This is a genomic window from Desulfobacterales bacterium, assembly GCA_029211065.1.
Lineage (GTDB): Bacteria > Desulfobacterota > Desulfobacteria > Desulfobacterales > JARGFK01 > JARGFK01.
Genome location: JARGFK010000150.1, coordinates 1 through 8265, shown reverse-complemented (window position 1 = coordinate 8265; position 8265 = coordinate 1). Strand labels below are relative to the sequence as shown.

Genomic DNA, 8265 nt, shown 5'->3' with positions numbered 1-8265 from the left:
TCAAAGAATTTTCAATCGCCAACAAAAAACCGACCACCAATACGAGGCCAATCAAATCAAAATGACTAAAAATTTTGTTTTTAAAAGAATAAACTTTTTTTATTGTCAGGACAATTAACATGAGTAATGGTATTACTGATAAAAATCCGAAATTGTACACCAAATCCAAATAATAATTATGTGCACTCGGATATAGGGTTCTATCCGGTATTTGTGGATGCCCCAGCAAAAACGTTTTTGAATCATTAAAAATTCCTGCTATATAATATCGCCAGATGTCAGACCGATCTTCCAGGTTCTGGATCAAAATTCCGGATTCATTTTTTGTCTCATTTGAGAGAAAAGAGTATTTTTGTTCGAAATAAAAATCATTTTTGACCAAATGTAAAGAGATGACGGCCGATGACAAAACCAGCAAAAACAAAACAACCGGCCACCGATCGGTGTTCTTTAACCATTGTAAAGCGGCAAAAACAAATACCCCAGCAAAAAAAATAAAGCTTGTCAGCATAGATACCGATGCTACCACATAATATCCAAAAAACGGCCCTAAGCATATCAATAATTTTCTATATCCCCTGTTCTCCCATAAAGAAAAGAGGGAAATGATAAAAATACAACTGAAAACGACCGTTACATATTGTAAATTCTGATGAATGCTGAAGAAATAAAAATACGGAGTCAGGATGGACCTGTCGAGACGCAATGAAAGAATTACCTGGCAGGGAATTATTATCCATAGAACCAAAATGCCGACCTTTTCAAAACACAAACTCGGCTTGTTATTATTTTCAAACATTTGTCCGAGTACCAATCCAAACATCGGAAGGATAAACTGGAGCATCAATAGTATTTTATTTTTTTCATTGTCGGATTGTTCGATTGTAGAATTTATCGCTGCACAGAGCATGATAACGAAGGTCATAAAAATTACGCTCAAAGATATTTGCGACCGTCTATATTTACCCAGAATAAAGATGCCCCCAAAACACCCGAGAAGTGAAACCGGAAGCGGCACTCGATCTAAAACTCCCATGGTTACGAAAACATATGAAGGGTCATTAAAAACTTTACCGCTAAGCTGAATAAATAACGGAAAAATCAGAAGAGCCGCGATTAGGTTGTTTAACACTTTTTCATTTAATCTCAGTACATTAAAATGTTTTGAAAGCAAACCATCTTTCGCGCTCTTGTAGAAAAGAAATGCCGTGATCGCATTGAATAGAAACAATCCTTTCAGCGCCTCTTTCCCGACCAGATAGTATGAAACCGGAACAATGAATAAAATCGTTAAATTGGATAAAAGGTCCGGGCCGAACACATCCTGCCCCTCATAGTGCTGAAGAATATGAATGCGAATACGCTGGGCTAAAATCATCAACCCGCCGCCGACAAGAGACAGACCGGCAGTTTTCCAAAAAAAATTTGATTTTTCGAGTAAAGATAAAAATCGAAACTCAAATTCAGCGGCCAAAAATATTATCAGCCCTGTAATAACTATCGAAAACAAACCAACTTTTATCCATAACGGTAAAATATGTTCGCCTGTCCGGCTTTCGTAATGAGCAATCGATGGCCCGAGCGCAAAGGCAAACATCGATCCGGAGATGCTACCCAGCGCAAACGCCGTAAACAAATCTCCTGCCACCGCCTTGCCAACGATCAGCAGGATTAAAAGTCGAAAAACATAGACGGTTACCCCGGTAATGGCAGATGATCCAAAGTTCGGAAGCATAAGATGCCACGGCATATTGACAGATTCTTTATGCAACAAATAATTTGAAATAAAATTTGAAGTAATAAATAACGGTAGTACGGCCCAGATCAAAACGCCCAACAAGGGCATAAAAGGTCCCTTTAAAAGCCATAACAGTGCAAATACGAATGTCAAGAATTGAACCAATAGAAAATAAACGGGACTTTTGCGATATCCTTTGAATTCAATTTCGCTCAGATTTATTTCAACCAACCACTCCCCGCAACGCCTCAGAATAAGGCAAACGGACAGATATGCATCTACGTGTGCAATATGAACGCTCAGGTAATAAGCCACAGCAGCTAATGGCAACGACAGAATCAAGCGAAACAGCAGGATTGGTTTGATGGCACTGTTAGTGGCGGGATTCAGTATGATATTGCGTGCATTTGCCGAAAATGAAAAAAAGAGTGCGAATGTCGCCCCCTGAACAATGCAGATGTCGGCGGCCAACGAAGTTCTGCCCATAAATCCAAGCAGAACGAAAAAAAAAAGTCATCGCAAAAGAGTTAGCAGCAATCGATATCGGATACAGGTAGTTCATAAAATAACAGTTAAGAAGTTGAACCGCAACAGTGAGCGCATCTCCCGTCTTGCCTTGGACGGGACTGCGGGGTTAGCGAGCGAATATCATAAAAAGATTAAAAGTTCATAAGGTTGAATCCCGCTTGAAGCGGGACTGTTCCGCCAAGGCGGTACTGCAGGATTCTTCAATTATTTCTTTTGCAAGATACAACGATACAGATCGATGTATCTATTGATGATGACATCCCACGTATAATTTCCACTGACAAATATTCTAAGCTTTTCCCCCATTTCCTTTAATCGTCCGGAATCCCGAAGGATCTCCTCAAGGCCAAGCTGAAGCGCTTGGACGGAGGCAGATACCGCTTTCCCGCCGCCGATACGCTCGATTTCATCGAAACCGCATTGATCCGTTATTAAAGCCGGTGTCCCGGCAATACCGGCTTCGAGAACAACGATCGACATCGCTTCCTGCCTAGATGGAATCGCGAGCAGATCTGCAGCGTGATAGGCTTGAGCTTTCTGAATTCCACCTAAGTAGCCGATAAAATGAACCCGGTCATCAATACCGAAAGTAAAAGTCATTTTGCGCAGTTCAGCTAGCATGCCCCCATCAGGACCGACAAACACAAGATGATATTTTTGTATTTTATCTTTTAAATTATTAAAAGCCTGAAGCAGTAAATCGGGCCCTTTAATATGATTCAGTCGTCCTAAAAATAAAATAAAAGGAGCACCACCAAGGCCGTATTGATTACGGAAATCGGACACACCTTCAACTTTGAAATCTTCTTCATTGATTCCGTTTGGTATATGAACGACCTGATTCGATGCAATGCCATATTTTTTATATTGACTGACTTCATTGATGCTGACAGCGATATGAGCGTTCGCATTTCTAATAATCCTTTTCCCGATAACAAAATTGAAGACTTGTTTAATAAATTTCGATCTGCCATAAATCGGTAGGGCCCCGGCCGGACAAACCACATAGGGCTTTTTCATTCCCACGGCCATTTGATATATTATGGCGTTGAGATACGTCCAATGATTCATTAAATGAACAATGTCCGATCTATGGATAATTTTTCTGATCTTACGGTATGAAAATTTTGGAATATAATAACGTTCATTTACACAAGGAAGCGCTGCGATATCTATGCCTTTTAAATTTCGAATACTTTGATGTTTTAATCCAACGTTTGTAGTGAGGAGAACACTCTTAATACCCAATTTGGCAAAAGCCATACTCATCTGATATGTTCTTTCAGCTGTCCCGCCTCCGGTGACAGGGTCGATCGACATATTGACATTTAAAATCTTCATCCGTTTTGCAAACCCTTCATCCGCTGGTCTTGATACCAGACTGCAAATCTTCTGAGTCCTTCATCCAGCAATATCGGCTTTGTAAATCCGAACTGTTTTATCTTCTGACAGCTGTAAGTTCGTGTGTAATTCACAAATTGGATCGTCCTTTCAGTTTGAGCAGAAGCGATAAAAAGAAGCCCGTATTGTATTTCTAACTCAAAAGTCAATATGAAGAACCTTTCGAATCTGTAGATCGGGATTTGAATTGCCCATTTCGCAAAAAACGTAAAAGATAATGTCTGGCATTGAGAAACCGCCACAACCCGAAAAGAAGTGGGCTTATAAATGACTTTTTGCCTCTCCATTCCTGAAAAAATTGTGCGGTTTCTTCTATAACAATCCCGCTTTCTTTATGACTGAATTGGTTGGGGTGTAATCGGAATGCCGTGACAGTCGGAAATGTAAGCCGCTCAAATTTTTGGCCGGTTAAGATAGCCCGTGCGAAAAAGTCAAAATCTGAAATAGAACGATATTTTTCGGAAAACCCTTTTAAGTCTTCGTAAACAACTTTGCGGAAAATTGCGGCGGGTTGAGAAAATTGGAGCACCCCGGAAAAGACGAGACCTCGCAATAATATGGGATGGGCTGCCATAAAGGAATACCTGAATCGGCCATCCCAATCAATAAAATCAGAATGGCCATAAACAACATCGGCCACCGCGCGATTTCCTAACGCTATCATACGGCTGTATGCATTTCGATAAACGATGTCATCTGAATTGAGATAGGTTGTCCACTCTGTATCCAAGAGTCGCATACCCACGTTGATCGCACGATACATATTTCCGGGGGGGTCGTATTCGGTTCTCAGCTTATGTCTGGCACAAATCTCAAGGGTATCGTCTGATGAACCGCTGTCCACAACAACTATCTTTACACGACAACCTTCCTGGTTTTTTAATGCAAGCACCGTCCATTCCAACGTTTCTGCGCTGTTGAATGTTGGTACGACGACACCTATTTCCACGTTATTCATAATGACGGTTTTGCCCTCCAACATCGGCTTCGTTTCTCAAATCGCACCAACCGGGCCAGAAGCTCCATTTCTGCAGCATCGCGCTGATTTTCGATCTCCTGTAGTCGTCTGCGTCCCTTTTCAACGAGTTCAATGCAAAGCCGGTCATCCATGATTGCTTTCATCGCTTTTGCCAAGTCAACCGAGTTATCAGGATCAATCAGAATCGCCGCATCACCGGCCTGTTCATGGAAATGTAAGGAATAAATCAGCGGCTTGCCAATCATCCAGGCCTCAAGGGGCGGCAGGTTGGTCGGTCCGAAATAGGTGGGCATCACAACCGCCCGGCAGCCGCTATAAAGACCTCGCATATCCTCGGCAGGGACGAACCCAAGGATCTTTACTTGCCCTGCAAGATCGTTCTGCGTGATAAAACCTTCCACCACCTTGCGATTTCCCGTATCACTGCCGGTAAAAACCACGATGGGGCGGATCCCTTCCTGACGTAGGATCAAAAGGGCCTCCAGAATTCTGATGTGGTTTTTATGGGACCAGAATTGCGATGGGTAAAAAAAATAGCCGTATTCTACCCGGTATTTGTCGAGCACTTCGTTCATGCCGTTTGCGTGCATTTCACTCAAAAATGTTGCCGGCGAAAAAGGCATGGGCAAGAGTCTGTCACGATCAATCCCATATCGTCTGGAAATATTCTCCGCCGACGTTATTGAGTCAGTCAACACCGTGACTGAAGGTGCAAGCGAGCTTCGGTACAAATTCTCGAGTGCATGAAATTGATTGAATTCTCTAATCTCAGGAAATTCCGGCGTATCACGGTGACACATGTCCCAAACAGTGGTGATATAATTCAGCCGCTGCATCGTTGTTGACCGAGCCGAGGGTGCAACAAAATAAATCAGATCGGCGCCATGATTGATCAACATCTTTTCAAACGGTAAAATCAGTCTTAGCCTACTCTGAATCCTTTGCCACAAAGGCATCGTGACAAATTTTAAAAGCAGTTTTCCGAAAAGACTAACAGGCATTAAATCAGCGTTTATATCTAATCTTTCTAAAATTGGAATATTGTCCTGAATCGTCGTAATAACTGCAAACTCAAATCGATTTTCACAGAGCCGCTTCATCTGAAAGATCGCATTCATCGCCTGGTTGAATCCACCTCCGGAAGTTATCTTAATTTCAAGTAATGCGATAATCTTCATGGTCGCTGCAATCTATCTTGCGAGGCTACGATAAATCCAGCCCACTGTTCACAATTCATCGGACAATCGCTCATCCATGCCTGGGATGCAACCAGTTGCAAACCACATTCTTCTATTATCTTTTCAATCTCCGGTAAAAACAAATATCGCATCTGATGTGTTTCCTGCAACTGCTCAACCCTACCCGTCTCTTTCTCCTCAATGAATACGGTATAATTCACATCTACAATATTCTCATTGACGTGCATAATCGGCTCGGCAATCCTGGTCACCTTGATATGTTCGTCTTCCAGCCGTTTGATACGAATTTCAGGTTTTAGCGTCAATACCGCAGGACCGTACCAGAAGTCGAACAAGAACAACCCGCCGGGTATAAGGTGAATGGCCGCTGTTTCAAAAACCGCTTCCAGATCGGCATTAGTGGTCTGATAACTCATCACATGAAAGAGCGAGATTACCGCATCGTAGGTCTCGCCGGATCGCAAGGTGCGTGCATCCCCGCCGGCAAAGGTCAGGCGCTCAGCCTCTGCAGCAGGAAGGTTGGCCTTGCGTGCAGAGGCTCTGGCCAGCATGACAGCGCTCGAATCCACACCATGCACAGTAAAGCCGATTTGAGCCAGATGCGCTGCATGGGCGCCGGTTCCACATCCCAGCTCAAGAATGCGCGTGGCACCCGGTGCATGTTTACGGATATGTGAGGCCACATACTCTGCTTCGGCGACATAGTCTTTGTCGCGATACAACAGATCGTAATAGCGGGCGTAGGCGTCAAAGACCTGACTCATCGCAAAATCTCTTTTACCGCCTCTGCGGATCGTTCTATTTGTTCTTCTGTTAATGCCAACCCGCTTGGAATATAAAACCCCCGACGTGCTATGCGCTCTGCAACCGGGTGGCGTTCTCCTGCGAAGAGGCCCATCTTGCGAAAAACCGGTTGTTCATGCATGGGCCAAAAGAATGGGCGAGAACCGATGCCCAATTTTCCCAGGCGCACCATGGCTTCCTTGGCATCGAAAGGCACGCTGTCATCTAAAACCAGACCATATACCCAGTAAATATTATCCGCAGCATCCCCGGTGTGTGCCAGCGGCAGTTGAATACCAGATGTATCAGCCAGCAACTTGGTGTAGTGAGCGCCCATGCGTCGCTTACGCTGAACAAACTCATCCAGCCGCTCCAGTTGCGCCACACCCAACGCCGCCTGCAGGTTGGACATTCGGAAATTCCAACCCAATTCATCGTGAACAAAGCGCTGTTCGGGTTTAAAACATAGATTACGCAGGGAACGACATTTCTCAGCTAACGCGAGATCGTCGGTGACGATCATCCCGCCCTCGCCCGTGGTTATATGCTTGTTGGGATAGAAACTGAATGTGCTGATGTCGCCAAATCCGCCACAGGGTTTGCCCTTGTATGTCTGGCCATGCATTTCGGCGGCGTCTTCAATCACCTTCAGACCATGATTTCGTGCAATCGCCATTAAGGGATCCATGTCTACCGGCAACCCGAAGATGTGCACCACCATAATGGCCTTGGTGTGGTGTGTAATGCGTGCTTCAATCTGCGCGACATCCATGTTCCAGGTCACAGGATCGCAATCCACCACCACCGGCACAGCACCCGCCCGAACCACCGCCGCCGCGCACGATATAATGGTAAAAGTGGGCATGATAACCTCATCCCCTGTGCCAATCCCCAAAGCGACGACCGCTGCATCCAGTGCCACTGAACCGTTCGATACCGCTACGCCATACTTGCGGCCCATGCGGGTGGCAAACTGTTCTTCAAACTGCTTGACAAACGGTCCTTCCGAAGAAATCCAGCCGGTGCGGATACACTCAAGCAGGTATTTTTCTTCATTACCGTTCAGCAGAGGTTCATTTACGGGTATGAATTTGTGTTTAGTCATGATTTCTCGACCAGACGGACCTGATGCGGCGGAACTGGAGAAAAACGAGTCTTGTCCTTCTCCCCAGTATATGGCCCCTGTTTGACCTCGATGATTTCACTGGCCTCTATCATCTCGATACCGTGGCCGCCACAGGCCAGCAACACCACATCACCCTGGGACAGGATACGGCTTTCCAAATAGTTCTGATCGTCTTCGTAAAAATCGATCCGCAACTTTCCGGACTTTATAAAAAGCACTTCATTGGTAAAATGAACCTCGCGTGCCACCGGGTTATGCACATGCGGCGGAATGATGTAACCCTGGGGTCGGTTCATGTATCCAATCTGTTGGGAGTATGTGTCAGGCGTAAAAAATTCAATTCCATCTTTGTGATATAAACTGCGTATGATCAATGCGAGCTCGCGACCGTGATTTGTAATACGTTCAATCATTGATGATCCTGATTATATTTGTTTAACTGGGTATGCAGTTAACTCAACCGCCCACTATATGTAGAGGGTTACCTCCAATAATCATTTGGCGCGACACA

At 44.5% G+C, this 8265-nt stretch carries 7 protein-coding genes; all 7 read right to left on the bottom strand.

The genetic code is table 11. The annotated features are described in order from the left end of the window. The coding region (locus tag P1P89_21055; GenBank protein MDF1594004.1) for a hypothetical protein at window positions 1-2209 on the bottom strand (2209 nt) is incomplete at its 3' end. Between the two features lie 261 nt (window positions 2210-2470). Then, window positions 2471-3607 (bottom strand): glycosyltransferase, encoded by a 1137-nt coding sequence (locus P1P89_21050; GenBank protein MDF1594003.1) that lies wholly within the window; start codon window positions 3605-3607, stop codon window positions 2471-2473. A gap of 205 nt (window positions 3608-3812) precedes the next feature. Then, window positions 3813-4625 (bottom strand): glycosyltransferase, encoded by an 813-nt coding sequence (locus tag P1P89_21045; GenBank protein MDF1594002.1) that lies wholly within the window; start codon window positions 4623-4625, stop codon window positions 3813-3815. Continuing rightward, a complete protein-coding gene (locus P1P89_21040) occupies window positions 4622-5824 on the bottom strand; it encodes a glycosyltransferase family 1 protein (GenBank protein MDF1594001.1) in 1203 nt (400 codons plus the stop codon). Before P1P89_21040 ends, P1P89_21045 begins: the two co-directional genes overlap by 4 nt. Further along, on the bottom strand, window positions 5821-6609 hold the full coding sequence (locus P1P89_21035; GenBank protein MDF1594000.1) for a class I SAM-dependent methyltransferase: 789 nt from the start codon (window positions 6607-6609) through the stop codon (window positions 5821-5823). Before P1P89_21035 ends, P1P89_21040 begins: the two co-directional genes overlap by 4 nt. Further along, window positions 6606-7733, bottom strand: a complete 1128-nt coding sequence (locus P1P89_21030) for a DegT/DnrJ/EryC1/StrS family aminotransferase (protein ID MDF1593999.1) — start codon at window positions 7731-7733, stop codon at window positions 6606-6608. The genes P1P89_21035 and P1P89_21030 overlap by 4 nt, the downstream gene beginning before the upstream one ends. Next, window positions 7730-8167 (bottom strand): hypothetical protein, encoded by a 438-nt coding sequence (locus tag P1P89_21025; protein ID MDF1593998.1) that lies wholly within the window; start codon window positions 8165-8167, stop codon window positions 7730-7732. Before P1P89_21025 ends, P1P89_21030 begins: the two co-directional genes overlap by 4 nt. Between the last annotated feature and the right edge of the window lie 98 nt (window positions 8168-8265).

What these genes read in the sequence shown, in the direction of transcription:
- P1P89_21050 (MDF1594003.1), bottom strand. Translation starts at nt 3,607, where the DNA reads ATGAAGATTTTAAATGTCAATATGTCGATCGACCCTGTCACCGGAGGC.
- P1P89_21045 (MDF1594002.1), bottom strand. Translation starts at nt 4,625, where the DNA reads ATGAATAACGTGGAAATAGGTGTCGTCGTACCAACATTCAACAGCGCA.
- P1P89_21040 (MDF1594001.1), bottom strand. Translation starts at nt 5,824, where the DNA reads ATGAAGATTATCGCATTACTTGAAATTAAGATAACTTCCGGAGGTGGA.
- P1P89_21035 (MDF1594000.1), bottom strand. Translation starts at nt 6,609, where the DNA reads ATGAGTCAGGTCTTTGACGCCTACGCCCGCTATTACGATCTGTTGTAT.
- P1P89_21030 (MDF1593999.1), bottom strand. Translation starts at nt 7,733, where the DNA reads ATGACTAAACACAAATTCATACCCGTAAATGAACCTCTGCTGAACGGT.
- P1P89_21025 (MDF1593998.1), bottom strand. Translation starts at nt 8,167, where the DNA reads ATGATTGAACGTATTACAAATCACGGTCGCGAGCTCGCATTGATCATA.